13 protein-coding genes are annotated in these 17,585 nt (G+C 62.9%); 5 read left to right on the top strand and 8 right to left on the bottom strand.

The genetic code is table 11. The features are described 5' to 3' along the window. Positions 1-72: 72 nt before the first annotated feature. Positions 73-876 (bottom strand): dimethylarginine dimethylaminohydrolase family protein, encoded by an 804-nt coding sequence (locus V8U06_RS12750; protein WP_427140942.1) that lies wholly within the window; start codon positions 874-876, stop codon positions 73-75. A 32-nt stretch (positions 877-908) separates the two neighbouring features. Continuing rightward, a complete protein-coding gene (ctlX, locus tag V8U06_RS12745; RefSeq protein ID WP_427140941.1) occupies positions 909-1,880 on the bottom strand; it encodes a citrulline utilization hydrolase CtlX in 972 nt (323 codons plus the stop codon). Between the two features lie 179 nt (positions 1,881-2,059). On the opposite strand from ctlX, the gene V8U06_RS12740 reads away from it, so the two are divergent. Continuing rightward, the gene (locus V8U06_RS12740) at positions 2,060-2,485 is read left to right on the top strand and encodes an Lrp/AsnC family transcriptional regulator (RefSeq protein ID WP_427140940.1); all 426 of its coding nucleotides are present in this window, start codon (positions 2,060-2,062) and stop codon (positions 2,483-2,485) included. 69 nt (positions 2,486-2,554) lie between these two features. Here V8U06_RS12740 and V8U06_RS12735 read toward each other — a convergent pair whose 3' ends face one another. Next, positions 2,555-3,886 carry a dicarboxylate/amino acid:cation symporter gene (locus V8U06_RS12735; RefSeq protein ID WP_427140939.1) on the bottom strand — a complete coding sequence of 444 codons (1,332 nt, stop codon included), beginning with the start codon at positions 3,884-3,886 and terminating at the stop codon, positions 2,555-2,557. A 223-nt stretch (positions 3,887-4,109) separates the two neighbouring features. Here V8U06_RS12735 and V8U06_RS12730 point away from each other — a divergent pair, with 223 nt between their 5' ends. Both V8U06_RS12730 and V8U06_RS12725 read left to right on the top strand, forming a co-directional pair. Next, complete coding sequence (locus tag V8U06_RS12730) at positions 4,110-5,951, top strand: sensor histidine kinase (protein WP_427140938.1); 1,842 nt, start codon at positions 4,110-4,112, stop codon at positions 5,949-5,951. Further along, complete coding sequence (locus tag V8U06_RS12725; protein ID WP_427140937.1) at positions 5,948-7,291, top strand: sigma-54-dependent transcriptional regulator; 1,344 nt, start codon at positions 5,948-5,950, stop codon at positions 7,289-7,291. The genes V8U06_RS12730 and V8U06_RS12725 overlap by 4 nt, the downstream gene beginning before the upstream one ends. 30 nt (positions 7,292-7,321) lie before the next feature. Here V8U06_RS12725 and urtE read toward each other — a convergent pair whose 3' ends face one another. From urtE to urtA, 5 genes are all read right to left on the bottom strand, one after another. Continuing rightward, positions 7,322-8,017: an urea ABC transporter ATP-binding subunit UrtE gene (urtE, locus tag V8U06_RS12720; protein WP_427140936.1), complete on the bottom strand. Its 696-nt coding sequence runs from the start codon at positions 8,015-8,017 to the stop codon at positions 7,322-7,324. 4 nt (positions 8,018-8,021) lie between these two features. After that, positions 8,022-8,786 (bottom strand): urea ABC transporter ATP-binding protein UrtD, encoded by a 765-nt coding sequence (gene urtD / locus V8U06_RS12715; RefSeq protein ID WP_427140935.1) that lies wholly within the window; start codon positions 8,784-8,786, stop codon positions 8,022-8,024. A gap of 5 nt (positions 8,787-8,791) precedes the next feature. Continuing rightward, positions 8,792-9,952 carry an urea ABC transporter permease subunit UrtC gene (gene urtC / locus V8U06_RS12710; RefSeq protein WP_427140934.1) on the bottom strand — a complete coding sequence of 387 codons (1,161 nt, stop codon included), beginning with the start codon at positions 9,950-9,952 and terminating at the stop codon, positions 8,792-8,794. After that, on the bottom strand, positions 9,949-11,514 hold the full coding sequence (gene urtB, locus V8U06_RS12705) for an urea ABC transporter permease subunit UrtB (RefSeq protein WP_427141089.1): 1,566 nt from the start codon (positions 11,512-11,514) through the stop codon (positions 9,949-9,951). The genes urtC and urtB overlap by 4 nt, the downstream gene beginning before the upstream one ends. A 215-nt stretch (positions 11,515-11,729) precedes the next feature. Further along, positions 11,730-13,022: an urea ABC transporter substrate-binding protein gene (urtA, locus tag V8U06_RS12700; protein WP_427140933.1), complete on the bottom strand. Its 1,293-nt coding sequence runs from the start codon at positions 13,020-13,022 to the stop codon at positions 11,730-11,732. A gap of 224 nt (positions 13,023-13,246) precedes the next feature. On the opposite strand from urtA, the gene V8U06_RS12695 reads away from it, so the two are divergent. Further along, positions 13,247-16,627 carry a hybrid sensor histidine kinase/response regulator gene (locus V8U06_RS12695; protein WP_427140932.1) on the top strand — a complete coding sequence of 1,127 codons (3,381 nt, stop codon included), beginning with the start codon at positions 13,247-13,249 and terminating at the stop codon, positions 16,625-16,627. Then, a complete protein-coding gene (locus V8U06_RS12690; RefSeq protein WP_427140931.1) occupies positions 16,620-17,534 on the top strand; it encodes a response regulator in 915 nt (304 codons plus the stop codon). Before V8U06_RS12695 ends, V8U06_RS12690 begins: the two co-directional genes overlap by 8 nt. The last annotated feature ends 51 nt before the right edge of the window (positions 17,535-17,585 follow it).

The following is a 17,585-nucleotide window of genomic DNA, read 5'->3' as shown; positions in this document are numbered from 1 at the left end:
GGAATTGCAAGCGTGCGTCTCCGGCCGAAGCGGTGTCGCTTCGGCGCCGGATCCTGCCTGAAAGGCGAAATGCTAGAGTGTGTTGCTGAACCAGCGCAGCGACATGCAGGACAGGCCCGCGTCGATCTTGCCGATCTCGGTGGTCTTCACGGGGACGACCCTGTAGCCGAGTTTGTCGAGCATCTCGATGGTGTGCGGGAAGTCGGAACCGACCATCACGACGTCGTTGACGCGCAATGCGTTGGCCGCCGGCTCCTCGCCGTCCGGAATGATCACCTGCTTGAAGCGGTCGAATGCGCCGGATTTCGCCAGGCGTGCCGTGGACAGCACGGTCTCGTCGTCGAGCAGCGAGCAGTCGGTCTTGAAGTGCAGCACGCCTTCCGGCGTGGCGACGATCTCGCTCTTGCGGCCGAGCTTGGCGAGGCAATCCTGCAGCGCGGCAGCACCGGTCCTGTCGGTACGGGCAGACAGGCCGATCATGACGCTCTCGCGGGTGGTGAGCACGTCGCCGCCATCGGCAAAGCCGCCGGCCGGCAGGTCGATCACGGTATCGAACATGGCACGAAGGGTCGGTTCGATCTCCGGCGTTTCCTTGACGCGCGTCTCCGCACCCGGACGCAGCAGGATCGCGCCTTCGGTGAAGACGAGCGCCGGGTCTTCGACGAAGATCGAGTCCGGGAATGCTTCGAGCGCCGGCAGCACCGTCACCTTCACGCCGGCATCCTTCATCGCCGCGATATAGGCGTCATGCTCAGCCTTGATACCTTCATAAGTGGGGTTGCCGCGATCGTCGGCACGCAGGCCGTTGACGACCGACTGCGACGGGGTGCGCACGATGATGTTGTTGAACTGATAGACGGGGCGTGACTGCGACATTTTTCTGCCTTTGGCTGGAATTGAGGGTGCTTCTATCGACCGGTTGCGGCGGCGTAAAGTTTTTGCGTACCGGCGAGTTCTCTTCTCGACAGATGAATGCCCGCGAGCATGCAGCGCACCGATCCGCCGGCAAGCTCGATGGTCGGAACGTCAAAGGCGAGGATGCGGACCGAAGCTTCGAGCGCTGCGACTTGATCGGGACGCAAAGAGGCCCGTGCTCGGGTCGACATGACGACGACGCGACCGCCCTCGCCCTCGAGCTCGATAGCGTTGCCGGCAAAATTCTCGATCTGCTCGACGGTAAGCTCGATGGTCTGGCGCCCGGTTTCCTCCAGGCGGGCGCAGATTTCCCGGCGGCGGACGGCGTCCGGGATCATGCCGGCGCCGATCAGCGCGAAATCCGTGCCGATGCACATGAGAACGTTGGTATGGTAGATCGAATTGCCATTGCGATCGACAGCATCGAAGACCATCGGCTCGAAATTGAAGTGGGTGCAAAACCGCTCGAGCGCGACCTCGTTGGTGCGGTTGGAGCGGGCGGCATAGGCGACACGGCCGATATGATCGAGCACCATTGCGCCGGTGCCTTCCAGATAGACGCCGTCCTTTTCCAGGCCCGAATAGTCGATGACGTCCTGAACGCGGTACTCCGTCTTCAGCATCTCGATGACATCGGGGCGACGTTCGCTCTGGCGGCTCTCGGAATACATCGGATAGATCGCCACATGACCGCCCGAATGGGTGGAAAACCAGTTGTTCGGGAAGACGGAATCGGGGCGGGTCGCCGTCTCGTCCTCGAAGAGGTGAACCGCCACGCCGGCCGCGCTCAGTCCGTCCGCCATGCGGGTCACTTCGTCATGGGCAGCCAGCGCGATCGCGGACGGCTGGCGGGCCGCATCGGTCGCCTGAAAGGCGTTGTCCTTGGCCGTCATGGGATTGGGGCCGAAGTGGTGCGGACGGATCATTACGACGCCCTTCGGCGCCTGTACGGAAAGTCTCTTCATCTCAGGCAGCGCTCCGCGCGATCACGGCGCCGGCATCGACATACTCAACCACGATTTGATCTCCATCGGGAAATTCGATGAAATCAGCCTAGGCAGGCAAGAAATGAGTTGAAATTTCAAACGTGTAAAATTCACGGCGCGTAATTGCGCAATTTGCGCATTGAGATTATGCGTTTTGTATGCACATTTTCGACGAACTTGATCACCAGCTCATCTCCATTCTGCGGGAAGACGGACGCGCGCCAGTTTCCAAAATCGCATCGGTCCTGGGAGTGTCGCGGGCCACGGTGCAGACCCGCATCGACCGGCTTCTCGACAGCGGCGCCGTGCTCGGCTTCACGCTGCGGGTGCGCCAGGACTACGACAATCGGGGGATCCGCGCGATCATGATGATCGAGGTCGGCGGACGAACAACCACCAAGGTCATCAAATTCCTGCGCGGCCTGCCGGAGCTTTATGCCTTGCATACCACCAACGGCGCATGGGACCTTGTCGCCGAAATCCGCGCCAACAGCCTCAGCGATTTCGACCGCATCCTCCGAGAAGTCCGCGACGTCGATGGCATCATCAACAGCGAGACGAGCATCTTGCTCAGCTCGGTGTAGATGGGTGCGGCAGGCGAAAATTGACAGGCGCCGACCGTTCATCAGCGCCTGCCCGTTGAGATCGAGTGATTATTCGCCCGGCTGCAACACCGCCGTATCGACGAAGGTTTCCGTGGCGCCGCCGTTGAGCGCAGCATTGAGCTTTTCGACATCCAGCTCGTTTTCCCAGCGGGCGACGACGATGGTCGCCACGGCGTTGCCCACGAAGTTGGTCAGGGCGCGGCATTCCGACATGAAGCGGTCGATGCCGAGGATCAGCGCCATGCCGGCGACCGGCACGGAGGGCACCACCGAAAGGGTCGCAGCGAGCGTGATGAAGCCTGCTCCGGTGATGCCGGCAGCGCCCTTGGAGCTCAGCATGGCCACGAGCAGCAGGAGGATCTGGTCGCCGATCGACAGGGGGATATCCATGGCCTGCGCGATGAACAGAGCCGCCAGCGTCATGTAGATATTCGTGCCGTCGAGGTTGAACGAATAGCCCGTCGGAATGACGAGGCCGACGACCGAGCGCTTGCAGCCGGCCTTTTCCATCTTCTGCATCAGGCCAGGCAACGCTGCTTCCGACGACGATGTGCCGAGAACGAGCAGCAGTTCTTCCTTGATGTAGCGGATGAGCGCCAGGATGGAGAAGCCGTTGTACTTGGCGACCGCCCCCAGCACCACGAACACGAAGAGCAACGAGGTGACGTAGAAGGTGGCGATCAGGAAGGCGAGATTGGCGACCGAGCCGATGCCGTATTTGCCGATGGTAAACGCCATGGCGCCAAAAGCGCCGATCGGTGCGGCCTTCATGAGGATCGCGACCAGGCGGAAGATCGGCGACGTCAGCGACTGCAGGAAATCGACGACAGGCTTGCCCTGTTCGCCGACCATGCCAAGCGCAATGCCGAAGAGGACCGAAAAGAACAGCACCTGCAGGATATCCCCCTCGGCAAACGCGCCAACGATGGTCTGCGGAATGATGTTCATCAGAAAGCCGGTGATGGTCGATTCATGCGCCTTGGTGGCATAGGTCGCCACGGCATCGGCATCGAGCGACGCCGGATCGATATGCATGCCGGCGCCCGGCTGCACGACATTGGCGACGACCATGCCGACGGCAAGCGCCAGCGTGGAAAAGGTCAGGAAGTAGATCATCGCCTTTCCGGCGACACGGCCGACCTTCTTGAGGTCCGACATGCCGGCAATGCCGGTCGCGACCGTCAGGAAGATCACGGGGGCAATGATCATCTTGACCAGCCGGATGAAGGCATCGCCGAGCGGCTTCAGCCCGGCACCGAAATCCGGATAGAAGTGACCGACGAGCATGCCGGCGATGATCGCGACGATCACCTGAAAATAGAGATGCGTATAGAAGGGTTTCGGGTCCCGCGTTTGCGCGACAGCAGACGAAATGTGCATGGCTTCCTCCTTTTGCACCCCGACCGGAGAACCGGCTCTTCCCGGGGTGACTTGCTGAACTGCCAGCTAACGCAGCAAAGGGCGTGCCAAGTGACGAACATGATGTTACGCGTTTGAAATCATTTCCTTATTTCTAGGGGCTGCAAATCCATTGGCCTGCATTCGTGCGGAATTTCGCACATAATCCATTGCGTGAAGTGCGGTTTCATGCTCAAATTTTGCGATGGATGACACGTCTGTCACGCGCACGCCCGCAGACCTTGCTCGCTCGACACGGCGGCAATGGCTTGCCTTCGTCGCGCTTTTCCTTGGTCTGGCGCTGGGTGCACTTTATGCGGCTGGGCACTACGGTCGCACCATCGCCCTTTCGGCGATCGAGGCGCAGGGGCGGACCGACGCGAATCTCAAGGTCGCCCTCCTTCGTGCCGTGCTTGAGCGCCCGCGCGCCCTGCCCTTCCTGCTGTCGCGCGACCGGGACGTCACCGATGCATTGACGGACGCGGATGAGGGCAAACGGCAAGTGCTCGACCGCAAGCTGGAGGAACTCGTCACGGGAACGAGCGCCGCGGTGATCTATGTCATCGACACCAGGGGCGTGGCGGTTTCGGCCAGCAACTGGCGCGAGCCGACGAGTTTCGTCGGCAACGACTATTCATTCCGCGCCTACTTCTCCCGCGCCATGAAAGAGGGCACGGCGGAGCACTTCGCGCTTGGATCGGTCAGCAAACGGCCCGGCCTATACATTTCGCACCGCATCGGACCGGCAAATGCGGCGCTTGGCGTCGTCGTGGTCAAGATGGAGTTCGACCAGCTCGAAAAGGACTGGCACGAGACGCAGCGCCCCTCCTATGTGGTCGATGCCAATCATGTCGTCCTGATCACCAGCATTGCCTCGTGGCGCTTCATGACGACGGAACCGCTGCCAACCGACAGCCTCGCCGCCATCCGCGAAAGCCTGCAGTTCGGTGAGGCGCCACTCGCACCGCTTCCCTTCGAACGGCAGGCCGAAAGCAATATCGTTCGCGCGGTGCTGCCCGGTGGCGGGGCGCAATCATTCCTGCGCATCGTCACGCCCGTCCTATCGACGCCCTGGCAATTCGAATATCTGGTGCCGACGGGTGACGCTGTCGCCGCAGCCATGCGGGAGGCGCGCCTCCTGGCCCTCCTTCTTCTCGGCGCGGTTGCGATTGCGGCCGCGATCTGGCTTCGCCGGCGGCAGGTCGCGCTCGCCAATGCCGCCCGCGATCAGGCCGCCCGCGAGGAGCTGGAGCGCCGCGTGACGGAGCGGACCCGCGATCTCAGCCTTGCCCGCGACCATCTCGAAGCGGAGATCGCCGACCACCGCGAGACCGAGACGAAATTGCAGGCGGTGCAACAGGATCTCGTGCAGGCGAACCGCCTTGCCATTCTCGGCCAGGTCGCGGCGGGCGTCGCGCATGAAATCAACCAGCCTCTCGCCACCATTCGCGCCTACGCCGATAATGCGAAGGTCTTTCTGGGCCGCGGCAAACCGGAGCCGGCAAGCGAAAATCTCGGCCATATCGCCAACCTGACGGATCGCATCGCGACAATCACCGAAGACCTCAAGGCCCTTGCGCGCAAGGGCCGCACGGCCGAGGAGCCGGTCGCGATGCATGACGTCATCGACGGCGCGCTGATGCTCCTGCGCAGCCGCTTCACCGGGCGGCTGGATCGCCTGGTCGTCGCGCCATTCCCGCTGGATCTTCAAGTCCGCGGTAACCGGTTGAGGCTGGAGCAGGTGTTGATCAACCTCTTCCAGAACGCGCTTGAAGCCGTGGAACCCCGTCCGGACGGGCGGGTGAATGTGAGTGTCGGCGTCGACGGCAACGCGGTCACCGTTACGGTTGCCGACAACGGCCCCGGCCTGTCGGAAACCGTTCTCGCCCAGCTCTTCGAGCCCTTCAACACCTCCAAGGAAAAAGGCCTTGGCCTCGGCCTCGTCATCGCCAAGGACATCGTTTCCGATTATGGCGGCCGGCTGGAGGTTGAAACCCACGCGGGCGGGGCAACCTTCAGCGTTCATCTCAGAAAGGCAGCGCAATGAGCACGCCAGTCCTCCTCGTCGACGACGACCGGCAATTGCTGCGCGCCACCGCGCAAACGCTGGAACTGGCGGATTTTGCCGTCACGCCGCTCGGCTCTGCCGCCGAGGCGCTGTCGGAACTCGACCGCGATTTTGCCGGCGCCGTCGTCTCCGATATCCGCATGCCCGGCATGGACGGCCTCCAGCTCTTCGAACGTATCCGTGCCATCGATCCGGAAATCCCTGTCATCCTGATTACCGGCCACGGCGATATCTCGACCGCCGTCAAAGCCATCCAGGACGGCGCCTATGACTTCATCGCCAAGCCGTTCCCATCCGAGCGGCTGATCCAGTGCGTGCGTCGCGCCGCCGAAAAACGCAGCCTTGTCCTCGAAAACCGGCGGCTGCGCGACGCGGTGCGGCAGGCGGAAGACGATTTCCCGCTGATCGGCCAGACCCTTGTCATGGATCGCCTGCGCCAGACCCTGCGCCAGATCGCCGATACGGATGTCGACGTGCTGGTCACCGGCGAAACGGGCAGCGGCAAGGAGGTCGTCGCGCGCCTGCTGCATGGCTGGAGCCGGCGTGCGAGGGGCAATTTCGTGGCGCTCAATTGCGGCGCCTTACCGGAACAGGTGATCGAGAGCGAACTGTTCGGCCATGAGCCGGGCGCCTTCACCGGCGCGCAGAAGAAGCGCGTCGGCCGCATCGAACATTCGAGCGGCGGCACCCTGTTTCTCGACGAGCTTGAAAGCATGCCGCTCTCGACGCAGGTCCAGATGCTCCGCGTGCTGGAATTGCGCGAGGTGACGCCCCTCGGCACCAACGAGGTACGGCCCGTCGACATCCGCATCGTCGCCGCGGCAAAAGTCGATCTCGCCGATCCCCAACAGCGCAAGGGTTTCCGGGAAGACCTCTACTATCGCCTCAACGTGGTCTCGCTGACAATTCCGCCGCTGCGGGAGCGGAGCGATGACATCCCGCTGCTGTTCAGCTATTTCGCCGAGCGCGCCGCGCGCCGCTTCCAGCGCCCACCGCCGGTGCTCTCGGCGGAGATCCTGCGCCATCTGCGCGCGCATGACTGGCCGGGCAATGTTCGCGAACTCTCGCACTTCGCCGAACGTGTCGTACTCGGTCTCGTGCCGCCGGCGCCTGCCACGACATCGCCGCCGGCTGACAGGCAAGCCGGATCATTGCCCGAACGGCTGGAACGGCTCGAAGCGGAGATCATCCGCGAGACGCTTTCCGCCCATGGCGGCAACGTGCAGGAAACGATTGCCGCGCTTCAAATCCCCCGCAAGACATTTTACGACAAGCTTCAGCGCCATGGCATCGTGCGCCGGGAATTCATCGGCAGTTAGGGCTAGGCGGGACACCTCAGTGCGCGCGGATCACACCGTCAGATGCCGGCGTGCCTCCGGTGTGTCGAGCGTTTCCGCCGGCCCTTCATGCACGATCTCGCCGCGATCCATGATGTAGACCTGGTCGGCAAGCTCGCGGCAGAAATCCAGATATTGCTCGACGAGCAGAATCGCCATGCCGGTGGAATCGCGCAGATAGCGGATGGCACGACCGATATCCTTGATGATCGACGGCTGGATGCCCTCCGTCGGCTCGTCCAGCACGAGGATTTTGGGGCGCGTCACCAGTGCCCGGCCGATGGCGAGCTGCTGCTGCTGGCCGCCAGACAGATCGCCGCCGCGCCGGCCAAGCATGCTTTGCAGCACCGGAAACAGACTGAAAATCTCGTTCGGCACGAAGCGTTCGGAGCGTTTCAGCGGCGCGTAACCGGATTCGAGATTTTCCTTCACCGTCAGCAGCGGAAAGATTTCGCGCCCCTGCGGCACATAGCCGATGCCCTGCTTGGCGCGGCCGTACGGCGCCATCCCGTCGAGCCTGACATCGTTGAAACTGACCGTTCCGGCGGAAAGCGGATGCTGCCCGGTGATGGCCCGCAGCAGGCTCGACTTGCCCACGCCGTTGCGGCCGAGCACGCAGGTGATCCTGCCCATCTCTGCCGTCAGCGAGATGCCGCGTAGCGCCTGTGCCGCGCCGTAATGCAGGCTGGCCTTTTCGACAGTCAGCATGGCCTCACCTCCCCAGATAGTTTTCGATGACCTTCTGGTCGGCGCTGACGAAATCGATCGAGCCCTCCGCCAGAACCGAACCTTCGGCAAGACATGTCACCTTCACGCCGAGATCGCGGATGAAGCCCATGTCGTGTTCGACGACCACCACCGAGCGGGTCTTGGCGATTTCCCTGAGAAGGATCGCCGTTTCCGCCGTCTCGGCGTCCGTCATGCCCGCGACCGGTTCGTCGACCAGCAGCATTTCCGGTTCCTGCGCCAGCAGCATGCCGATCTCCAGCCATTGCTTCTGGCCGTGGCTGAGATTGGCCGCATAGTCATCCTTGCGAGCGCCGAGACGCACGGTCGTAAGAATGTCCTCGATGCGCGCCTTGTCCTCATGGGAAAGGCGGTAGAACAAGGTGGAAAAGACGCCGCGCCCGCGGTTCAGTGCCAGTTCCAGATTGTCCCAGACCGTGTGGCTTTCGAAGACCGTCGGCTTCTGGAACTTCCGCCCGATACCAAGCTGGGCGATCTCCGCCTCGTCCTTCTGGGTAAGGTCGATCGTGCCCTTGAAGAAGACCTCGCCGCTGTCCGGCCGCGTCTTGCCGGTGATGATGTCCATCATCGTGGTCTTGCCCGCGCCGTTCGGGCCGATGATCGCACGAAGTTCGCCAGGTTCGATGACGAAGGACAGCGCATTCAATGCCTTGAACCCATCAAAGGAGACGGACACGCCGTCGAGATAGAGGATGCTTGTGGGTTTTGCGTTGCTGACGAGCGTGTTCATGTCTCTCACTCCGCTGCCTGAGGCTCTGCCGCGAAGGCGCGCGCCGCTTCCGCTTCCCGCGCCCTCAGGTATTCCCTGCGCCGCGCGATGATCTGCCGGGCCGTGCCGACGATGCCCCTCGGAAGGAAAAGCGTGACGAGCACGAAGAGGCCGCCCAGCGCAAAAAGCCAGAATTCCGGGAAGGCGGCGGTAAAGATGCTCTTGCCGCCATTGACGAGGATGGCGCCGACGATCGGGCCGATCAGCGTGCCGCGCCCGCCGACCGCCGTCCAGATGACGACTTCGATGGAATTGGCCGGGTCGAATTCGCCGGGATTGATGATGCCGACCTGCGGCACATAGAGCGCACCGGCGATCCCGGCCATCATGGCCGAGACCACAAAGGCGAAGAGCTTCATGTACTCCACGCGGTAGCCGAGGAAGCGCGTGCGGCTTTCTGCATCGCGCACGCCGACGAGGATCTTGCCGTATTTCGAGCGCACGATGCCCGAGGTGACGACGAGCGAGAGCGCAAGCGCGATGGCGGACGCAGCAAATAGGGCGGAGCGCGTCCCGTTCGACTGGATGTTGAAACCCAGGATGTCCTTGAAGTCGGTGAGGCCGTTGTTGCCCCCGAAGCCCATGTCGTTGCGGAAGAAGGCGAGCAGCAGCGCAAAGGTCATCGCCTGGGTGATGATCGAGAGATAGACGCCGTTGACGCGGGAGCGGAAGGCGAACCAGCCGAAGACGAAGGCGAGCAGGCCCGGCACGGCGACCGCCATCAGCGCGGCGAACCAGAACATGTCGAAGCCGTACCAGAACCATGGCAGTTCCTGCCAGTTGAGGAAGACCATGAAATCCGGCAGCAGCGGATTGCCGTAGGAGCCGCGCGCCCCGATCTGGCGCATGAGATACATGCCCATGGCATACCCGCCGAGAGCGAAGAAGGCGGCGTGGCCGAGCGAAAGGATGCCGCAGAAACCCCAGACGAGATCGAGCGCCAGCGCGAGCAGCGCATAGGTGAGATACTTGCCGAACAGGGAGACGATGTAGGTCGGCACATGCAGCGGATGGTCCGGTGCCGTCAGGACGTTCAGTGCCGGAACGAGCAGGGCAATGACCAGCAACAGCGCCACGACGGTGACGATGGTACGGTCGAGCGCCTTGAGGAGAAACGAGGTGATCATGCTTCCACCGCCCTGCCCTTGAGTGCGAAGAGCCCACGCGGCCGCTTCTGAATGAAGAGGATGATCAGCACGAGCACGAGGATCTTTCCGAGCACGGCGCCGGCATAGGGCTCGAGCACCTTGTTGAGAATGCCGAGCGTGAAGGCGCCCACCAGGGTACCCCAGAGATTGCCGACGCCGCCGAAGACCACGACCATGAAACTGTCGATGATGTAGCCCTGGCCGAGGTTCGGCGAGACATTGTCGATCTGGCTGAGCGCGACACCGGCGATACCGGCAATGCCGGAGCCGAGCGCGAAGGTCAGGGCGTCGACCCAGGGCGTCCTGATGCCCATGGAGGAGGCCATGCGGCGGTTCTGCGTGACGGCGCGCATCTGCAGGCCCATCGGCGTCTTCTTGAGCAGAAAGAGCAGGAAGGCAAAGACGGCGAGCGAAAAGACGATGATCCAAAGGCGGTTCCAGGTGATGGTCAATCCGGCGATATCGAAGGCGCCGGACATCCAGGCGGGATTGCCAACCTCCTGGTTCGTCGGGCCGAAGATCGAGCGCACAGCCTGCTGGAGGATCAGCGAAACGCCCCAGGTGGCAAGCAATGTTTCGAGCGGCCTGCCGTAGAGAAACCGGATGATGCCGCGCTCCATGACGAGACCGACGGCTCCCGTGACGAGGAAGGCGAGCGGCAGCGCGATGGCCAGCGACCAGTCGAACAGTTCGGGGTAGGATGTGCGGATGACCTGCTGAACCACGAAGGTCGTGTAGGCGCCGAGCATCACCATCTCGCCATGCGCCATGTTGATGATGCCCATCACGCCGAAGGTGATGGCAAGTCCTATGGCGGCGAGCAACAGCACCGAACCAAGCGACAGGCCATACCAGATGTTCTGCCCTGCAGCCCAAAGCGCCAGTTCGTCGTCGATCCGCTCGATGCCGGCCTCGATGTCCGGGCGCAGGCTTTGATCGGCAGACGGCAGTGCGCCCGACAGCAGCGACAGGGAATCCCGGCCGCCGGTTTGTACGATGGTTGCGATGGCCGCCTTCTTCTCATCCACGGGCCGATCTGAAACGAGGATGGACGCCGCGCGGGCCTTTTCGAGCACGGCCTTGACGGCACCGTCCGTCTCCGTGGCCAGGGCCGTGTCGAGCGCGTCGAGGGCATCGGCCGACGGTGTGCGGAGGATCGTGCCGGCAGCCTGCAGGCGCAGGCTTGTATCCGGGCTCATCAGCGTCAGGCCGCCGAGCGCGGCCCGGATGACGCGGCGCAGGCCGTTATTGACCTTGACCTTTTCGAGCGCGGCCTTGGCCTCTTCGCCGACCGCCTCGCCGGTCAGGGCATCGATCAGCTTGAAATTGGCGCCGGCGGGCCTGACGATGAAGACGAGACCGTCGGCCTTGCGTTGATAGAGATCGCCCGCGGCGAGCGCTTCGAGTGCCGGAACGACCTTCGGGTCGCCGGTCCCAGCGAGCGCCTCGACCTGCTTCTGGTTTTCCTGGAAACTGCCACCGCCGAGCGCATTGACCTTGGCGCGCAGATCGTCGGCGGCCCTGAGGTCCGTCGCGACCATCGTCAGCAGTAGACAGATGGCGACGAGCAGGAACTGAAGGACGTGGTGAATGAGCCGTGCGTACATTTTGGCCCCTCGGGCGATGAACATTAAGGCCGTTCCCGGTGAAGGCGGGATGGCGGTTCGTTGGCGGGCGGCCTCAACCGCCTGCCAACCCCTCCCCGCTTGCGCAGAGAGGGGCGATGTCAGAAGGAAAATGCCTCTGCCCCGTCAGATCACGATCCCTTGCCGCCGCACTTGCCTGTAGCGACGTTGAAGTTGCCGCACTCCAGCGGCTTGCGCCAATCGGCGATCAGGTCCTTGGAGTCCGGCAGGTAATCAGACCACTCGTCGCCAACCACGAGGCCGGGCGTTTCCCAGACGGTCTCGAACTGACCGTCGGCCTGGATCTCACCGATCAGCACCGGCTTGGTGATGTGGTGGTTCGGCATCATGGTGGAGTAGCCGCCCGACAGGTTGGGCACCGAAACGCCGATCATCGCGTCGAGCACGGCGTCCGTATCCGTGGTCCCGGCCTTTTCGACGGCCTTCAGCCACATGTTGAAGCCGATATAGTGGGCTTCCATCGGGTCGTTGGTGACGCGCTTGTCGTTCTTGGTGAAGGCCTTCCACGTCTTGATGAACTCGGCATTGGCCGGGTTGTCGACGGACTGGAAATAGTTCCAGGCGGCGAGGTGACCGACAAGCGGCGTGGTGTCGATACCGGCAAGCTCTTCCTCACCCACCGAGAAGGCGACGACCGGAATGTCTTCCGCCTTGACGCCCTGGTTGCCGAGTTCCTTGTAGAAGGGCACGTTGGCGTCACCGTTGATGGTCGAGACGACGGCCGTCTTCTTGCCGGCAGAGCCGAACTTCTTGATGTCGGAGACGATCGTCTGCCAGTCGGAATGGCCGAACGGCGTGTAGTTGATCATGATGTCCTCGGGCTTGACGCCCTTGGAGATCAGGTAAGCTTCGAGGATCTTGTTGGTCGTGCGCGGATAGACATAGTCCGTGCCGGCGAGGACCCAGCGCTCGACACCTTCGTTCTCGGCAAGATAGTCGACGGCCGGGATTGCCTGCTGGTTCGGCGCGGCCCCCGTATAGAAGACGTTGCGCTGGCTTTCCTCGCCCTCGTACTGGACGGGGTAGAAGAGGATCGAGTTCAGTTCCTCGAAGACCGGCAGGACCGACTTTCGCGATACCGACGTCCAGCAGCCGAAGACGGCCGAAACCTTGTCGACGGAAACCAGCTCACGCGCCTTTTCGGCGAACAGCGGCCAGTCGGAGGCCGGGTCGACGACCACCGCTTCGAGTTTCTTGCCGAGAAGGCCGCCCTTCTTGTTCTGCTCGTCGATGAGCATCAGCATGGCGTCCTTGAGCGTCGTCTCGGAAATCGCCATGGTACCGGACAGCGAATGCAGAATGCCGACCTTGATCGTGTCGTCGGCCGCGAACGCACCATGGAAGGCCGTCGTCGAAAGAATGGCTGCGAGCAATGCGCCGGTGGCGCGCGCCTTGATGGACATCGTCTGAACCCCTCTGTTCTTTTGACCGCAACGGGGCGGATTGGTTTTAGCCGTTGCTGGAGGGACTATCGGCCTGTCATGCTGCGCTGCACATACGTCATTCTGCGTAGATGCCGGGGGTAAGCGCGAAGGTTTTGCGGCGCTGCACCAATTTCGATACAGGCCCAACTGTGTTACGAAGACGAAGACAAGCCGGCAAACGGCGACGGGAACAGCAGGAAACGATGGCCGCACGCCAGCGCATCATACCGATCCGGCGCGAATACAACCGCTGGGTCGCCAATCAGACACTGGAAGACTACGCGCTGCGCTTTACCGCCAAGAGCGCGCGCCGCTTTTCGTCCGATCGCATCTCGCAGACCGCCATCGGCGCGATCTCGTTCCTGGCGCTGGAAGCCATCGGCGGCGCGATCACCATGTCCTATGGCACGACGAACGCCATCGTGGCGATCATCGTCGCGAGCCTGATGATCCTTCTGGTCGGTCTGCCGATCAGCCGCTATGCCATTCGCCATGGCGTCGACATCGATCTCCTCACGCGCGGCGCGAGCTTCGGCTATATCGGCTCGACGCTCACATCGCTGGTCTATGCCAGCTTCACCTTCATCCTCTTCGCCATCGAGGCATCGATCATGTCCGGCGCGCTGGAACTGGCGCTCGGCGTGCCGCTTTGGATCGGCTACGTCATTTCATCGATCGTGGTGATCCCGCTCGTCACGCATGGCGTCCAGCTCATCTCGCGGTTTCAGCTTCTCACCCAGCCGTTCTGGATCGTCCTGAATATCGTGCCCTTCGTCTTCATCGGTTTCGCCGATTGGGAAAAGGTCGGCACCTGGCTCGCCTATTCCGGGCTGCATCACGCTTCCGGCCCACCAGGCACCTATGCGCCGTTCGATCTGGTGGAATTCGGCGCGGCCTCCGCCGTCATCTTCGCGCTGATGGCGCAGATCGGCGAGCAGGTCGACTTCCTGCGCTTCCTTCCGCCGGACGGGCAGCGCAAACTGCACCATCGCATCGCCGTGTTTCTTGCCGGTTCCGGCTGGGTCGTCGTCGGTGCGCCGAAACTGATCGCCGGCTCGTTCCTCGTCGTTCTGGCCCTGTCGTCTGGCGTCCCTTCGACGCGGGCCGCCGACCCGGCCCAGATGTACTACACCGCCTTTGGCTACATGTTGCCCTGGGAGAGCGCCGCGCTGTTGCTGATGGTGGCCTTCGTCGTCGTCTCGCAGCTCAAGATCAACGTGATGAACGCCTATGCGGGCTCGCTCGCCTGGTCCAATTTCTTCTCGCGCCTCACCCATAGCCATCCCGGCCGCGTGATCTGGCTGGTCTTCAACGTGGCGATCGCCCTGCTTTTGATGGAGCTCGGCATCTATCGGCTGCTGGAGGAAACGCTTGGCGTCTTCTCCATCGTCGCCATGGCGTGGCTGTGCACCATCTCGGCCGACCTCTTCCTCAACAAGCCGCTCGGCCTTTCGCCGCCGGGCATCGAGTTCAAGCGCGCCCATCTCTATGACATCAATCCCGTCGGTCTCGGCGCCATGACATTGGCGGCGGCGATCGCGCTGACCGCCCATTTTGGTACCTTCGGTGAAATCGCGGCCTCTCTCGCGCCATATATCGCCGCCATCGTTGCCTTCGTCGCCTCGCCCGCCATCGCATGGGCAACCGGCGGCAAATACTATCTTGCGCGAAAACCGCGCAGGAGCTGGGCGCTCCAGCATTCCATCACCTGCTCGATCTGCGAGCATCCGTTCGAGCCGGAGGACATGGCCTGGTGCCCGGCCTATGCCGCGCCGATCTGCTCGCTCTGCTGTTCGCTCGACAGCCGCTGCCACGACCTCTGCAAGCCGAAGGCGCGCTTCAACGCGCAGGTGGCCGGCGTCGCCAAGACCGTCCTGCCGGAACCCGTAATGTCGGCGCTCGCCACCCGCCTCGGCCGCTACGGCATTGCAACCGTGTTGTCGATCACCGGCATGGGCGTCATTCTTGCCCTGATTGCCCATCAGGTGGGGACGCATTCGCCCGAGACGGCATCCGTGGTGGAGCGAACCATCGCCGTGGTGTTCTTTGTCTTCGCCGTGGTCGCCGGCGTCGTCTGCTGGTTCTATGTGCTGGCGCATGACAGCCGTGTGGTGGCGGAGGAGGAGTCCTCCCGGCAGACCACGCTGCTTCTGAAGGAAATCGCAGCCCACAAGAAGACCGACGCGGCGCTTCAGCAGGCGAAGGAAACGGCCGAAGCCGCCAACCGGGCGAAAAGCCGTTATGTCGTCGGCCTGAGCCACGAACTGCGCACGCCGCTCAATGCCGTGCTTGGCTACGCGCAGGTGCTGGAACGCGACGACAGCATTCCGCTGCAGCGGCAGGGTGCGATCCGCGTCATCAAGCGCAGCGCCGATCACCTCTCGGGCCTGATCGACGGGTTGCTCGACATTTCCAAGATCGAGGCCGGCAAGCTGCAGGTCTATTCCAACGAGATCCACATCCATGATTTCCTCGACCAGATCGTCGAGATGTTCCGCCCGCAGGCACAGGCCAAAGGTCTGACCTTCGAGCACACCCGTCCGGCCAATCTGCCGGCCTATGTGCGCACCGATGAAAAGCGGCTGCGCCAGATCCTCGTCAATCTCATCTCCAACGCATTGAAATTTACCGATGAGGGCGAAATCCGGCTCGATGTCGCCTATCGCAGCCAGGTCGCCGCCTTCACCGTCACCGACAGCGGACGCGGCATTCTCGAAAAGGACCTGCCGCGCATCTTCGAACCCTTCCAGCGCGGCGATGCCGAACATGGCCGGATGACCGGTCTCGGCCTGGGCCTCACCATCACGCGACTGCTGACCCAGACGCTCGGCGGCGAGATCGCCGTCAAAAGCGAGCGCGGCAAGGGCACGGAGTTCCGCGTACGCCTCCTGTTGTCCGCCGTGGATCGCCCCATGGTTCCAAAAGACGCCGTGCGGCGCATCAAGGGCTATACCGGCCGCCGGCGCATCGTTCTCGTCGTCGATGACAATGCAGACCACCGCAATCTCATGGAAGAGGTGCTGCGCCCGCTGGATTTCACGGTGCTGACGGCAAAGGGCGCTGCCGACTGCCTGCAACTGATCGAAGGCGTGAAGCCGGACCTGTTCCTCGTCGATATTTTCATGCCCGACATGAACGGCTGGGAGCTGGTCGCGCGCCTGCGGGCGCTCGGACAGGCCGGGCCGATCATCATGCTCTCGGCCAATATCGGTGACGGCACGATGGCTTCGGCCCAGACCGGTCACAGCGACACGCTGTCAAAACCCTTCGACCTGCGCCAACTGACCGACAAACTTGCCCTGCATATGGGCCTCGACTGGATTTATCACGAGGCGGCGAAGCCCGACGCGCCTGAGACTCTCAGCATCGTCGTACCCGAAGAAACCCATGTCCAGGAGCTGATCCGTCTCGGCGAGATCGGTTATGTGCGCGGCATCGAGGCAAAGCTTTCCGAGATCGCCCGCACGTCGGAACACCAACCCTTCACCGAGGCGGTGCGCGCCTATGTCCGGGCCTTCGACCTTGTCGGCTACGATGCCTTTTTGAAAACCTTGAACCGCCAGGAAGGCGCTGCCCGTGACTGAGACAGCCAGCCCGCGCGACATCGTGCTGATCGTCGACGATTCGCCCGATGCCCTTGGCTTCCTGACCGAAGCCCTCGAACAGACCGGGTTCTCCGTGCTGATCGCCACGTCCGGTGCGTCCGCGCTCAATATTGTGGATCGCATCACGCCGGATATCATTCTGCTCGATGCCGTCATGCCGGGCCTGGATGGGTTCGAGACCTGCCTGAAGCTCAAGGCAAATCCAGCGGCAAACCCGGTACCGGTCATTTTCATGACCGGGCTCACGGAGACGGAACATGTCGTGCGGGCGCTGGACGTCGGCGGCGTCGACTATCTTACGAAGCCGATCAACATCGACGAACTGCGCGCCCGTATTCGTGTGCATCTCGCCAATGCCCGCTCCGCCCAGAGCGCGCGCGTTGCGCTGGACGCAGCGGGACGCCATCTCCTCGCTGTCAGCGGCGAGGGAAACATCCGCTGGTCGACGCCGCAGGCGAGCCGGCTCGTGAATGCCGCGATGGGAAACGACGACGGACTTGAGGCGATCACCGCCCATCTGCGCGCATGGATGAGCGCGCGCAACACGACGCGCGAAAACCCTTTCGCGATCCGCCACGAGGGCCAGGCGAGCCTGCAACTGTCCTTCCTGGGCACGATCGGCGTGGACGAACATCTCTTCCGCCTGTCTGCCGAACAGCGCAAATCCGACGACGAGACGCTGCGCCAGCGTTTCTCGCTCACCCCTCGGGAGTCCGAGGTGCTGCTCTGGATCGCTAAGGGAAAGTCGAACCGCGATATCGGCGAAATCCTCGGCCTCAGCGCTCGCACTGTAACGAAGCATCTCGAACAGATCTATGTGAAGCTGGGCGTCGAGAACCGCGCCTCCGCAGCCGTAAAGGCGGCCCATGCTTTACACCAGATCTAGCCGGCCTTCTCCGGCGGCGCCGATGGCGCAGGGCGGGTTTTCGTCTCGATA

The organism is Shinella sp. G-2, assembly GCF_050172695.1.
In the GTDB taxonomy this organism is placed as follows: Bacteria; Pseudomonadota; Alphaproteobacteria; order Rhizobiales; family Rhizobiaceae; genus Shinella.
The sequence above is the reverse complement of the archived record's forward strand: the minus strand, read 5'-3'. Positions and strand labels throughout refer to the sequence as shown.

Excerpts from the sequence above, each read along its gene's own strand:
- V8U06_RS12750 (WP_427140942.1), bottom strand. The coding sequence starts at position 876 with ATGTCGCAGTCACGCCCCGTCTATCAGTTCAACAACATCATCGTGCGC.
- ctlX (WP_427140941.1), bottom strand. The coding sequence starts at position 1,880 with ATGAAGAGACTTTCCGTACAGGCGCCGAAGGGCGTCGTAATGATCCGT.
- V8U06_RS12740 (WP_427140940.1), top strand. The coding sequence starts at position 2,060 with ATGCACATTTTCGACGAACTTGATCACCAGCTCATCTCCATTCTGCGG.
- V8U06_RS12735 (WP_427140939.1), bottom strand. The coding sequence starts at position 3,886 with ATGCACATTTCGTCTGCTGTCGCGCAAACGCGGGACCCGAAACCCTTC.
- V8U06_RS12730 (WP_427140938.1), top strand. The coding sequence starts at position 4,110 with ATGGATGACACGTCTGTCACGCGCACGCCCGCAGACCTTGCTCGCTCG.
- V8U06_RS12725 (WP_427140937.1), top strand. The coding sequence starts at position 5,948 with ATGAGCACGCCAGTCCTCCTCGTCGACGACGACCGGCAATTGCTGCGC.
- urtE (WP_427140936.1), bottom strand. The coding sequence starts at position 8,017 with ATGCTGACTGTCGAAAAGGCCAGCCTGCATTACGGCGCGGCACAGGCG.
- urtD (WP_427140935.1), bottom strand. The coding sequence starts at position 8,786 with ATGAACACGCTCGTCAGCAACGCAAAACCCACAAGCATCCTCTATCTC.
- urtC (WP_427140934.1), bottom strand. The coding sequence starts at position 9,952 with ATGATCACCTCGTTTCTCCTCAAGGCGCTCGACCGTACCATCGTCACC.
- urtB (WP_427141089.1), bottom strand. The coding sequence starts at position 11,514 with ATGGTCGCGACGGACCTCAGGGCCGCCGACGATCTGCGCGCCAAGGTC.
- urtA (WP_427140933.1), bottom strand. The coding sequence starts at position 13,022 with ATGTCCATCAAGGCGCGCGCCACCGGCGCATTGCTCGCAGCCATTCTT.
- V8U06_RS12695 (WP_427140932.1), top strand. The coding sequence starts at position 13,247 with ATGGCCGCACGCCAGCGCATCATACCGATCCGGCGCGAATACAACCGC.